Below are 1355 nucleotides of genomic sequence, written 5' to 3' on the forward strand. Positions count from 1 at the left end.
TTGCTTTCTTGAGTTTCAATTTTCAGGCGTTGTTTCTCCGTTTCGTAAAGCGTTTGATAATAAGCAAGAGATCGCACATTTTGCACGCTAGAAATGGAATCTTTGATGTTGTAAAAATTTAAAAGGTGTTGATTATAATTAGGAATGTCATCATTAAGTCTGTAGACATCTGATAAAAATTTTTCAGCTGTCATAAGCGGTAAAACTATGGATTGTTTTTTTTGTAATTCCAATAATTCCCTACCATATTTTATCGCATTTTTGTAATCTCCTTTTCCCAAAAACATCCAACTTTGAGCTTCAAGATATAATCCTTTTAATTTACCTGATTTGTCCTTTAACCAAAGTTGCTGAATTTCCTTAAATTTATTTGCCGCAAGATCTAAACTATCACTTTGCACATATACCTTAACCAATTCAGAAAGTATATAGGGCGCAATACTTATATAATCTGTTTTACGATCAGCGAGTAATGATTTTTTTAGGTTCGCAATTTCATCTACTAGATCATTTTTAGAACGAGTACTTCCAACGGTTGTAGAAAATAGATCTTTAATACTAGAATCTGAAGCGAGATTAAAATGTATATTTCTTATTGAATATGTACTATTCATTTTATATGCCAAAAGAAGAGCTTCATCTCGCTCTATCTTTCCTTTCTTATAAAATGCGTTTTGAACAAACAGAGTTGCCAATACATTCTTGATATTGATATTAAAAAGTGTATCCTTGAGCTTTGTATATATTTTAGAAGCTTCTTCTAAACCTTGAGAAGCTTCAACAAACTGGCCTAAATCACTTTGATTTAAAGCCATGTAAAATACTGCAGTCGCATAAAGGTGTTGGTCTTTTGCTTTTAAGGCATATACTTTTGTAAGTTCATAATATTCAAAGGATTTATCTACATTCCCAGAAAAATAATAACCGTCTGCAGCATTTAGGTACAAATAACCAAGCCTCTTAAAATTTATACCCTTTTTAAGTTTGTCATAATAATTATTAAATATTTTAAGCCCTTCCTTTGGCCTACCTAAATAATTATTATTGTAATCCATTAAATCAGCAACAGTACCTGCAGCAGAATTTAGAGAGTCTATGGAAATAGCAAAATTAATGCATTTGCGAGCAATAGAATCGTATTTTAATTCCGTTTTATTGCGGACGAGGCTTGTTAAACTATCTAGCCATAAAAGGCGTTCCCCTTTTTCGGTCTGAGTTATTTTTGAATTATAGAAATCGATTTTTATTTTAATATCACTATTCTGATCTTGTGCTTTCATTTGCAGAAAAAAACAGATTGACATAAAGGAGAATAAAAGTTTCATATAAATAATGTTCTTATTAAATTTAATTCA

Annotated in this window: 1 protein-coding gene; it reads right to left on the reverse strand. The window is 30.5% G+C overall.

Going from position 1 to position 1355, the window contains the following annotated elements; all coding sequences use genetic code 11:
- On the reverse strand, positions 1-1280 hold a 1280-nt coding region (locus tag B2U95_RS07745; RefSeq protein ID WP_296314532.1), incomplete at its 3' end, for a hypothetical protein.
- Between the last annotated feature and the right edge of the window lie 75 nt (positions 1281-1355).

The organism is Winogradskyella sp. UBA3174 (genome assembly GCF_002364335.1).
Classification (GTDB): domain Bacteria; phylum Bacteroidota; class Bacteroidia; order Flavobacteriales; family Flavobacteriaceae; genus Winogradskyella.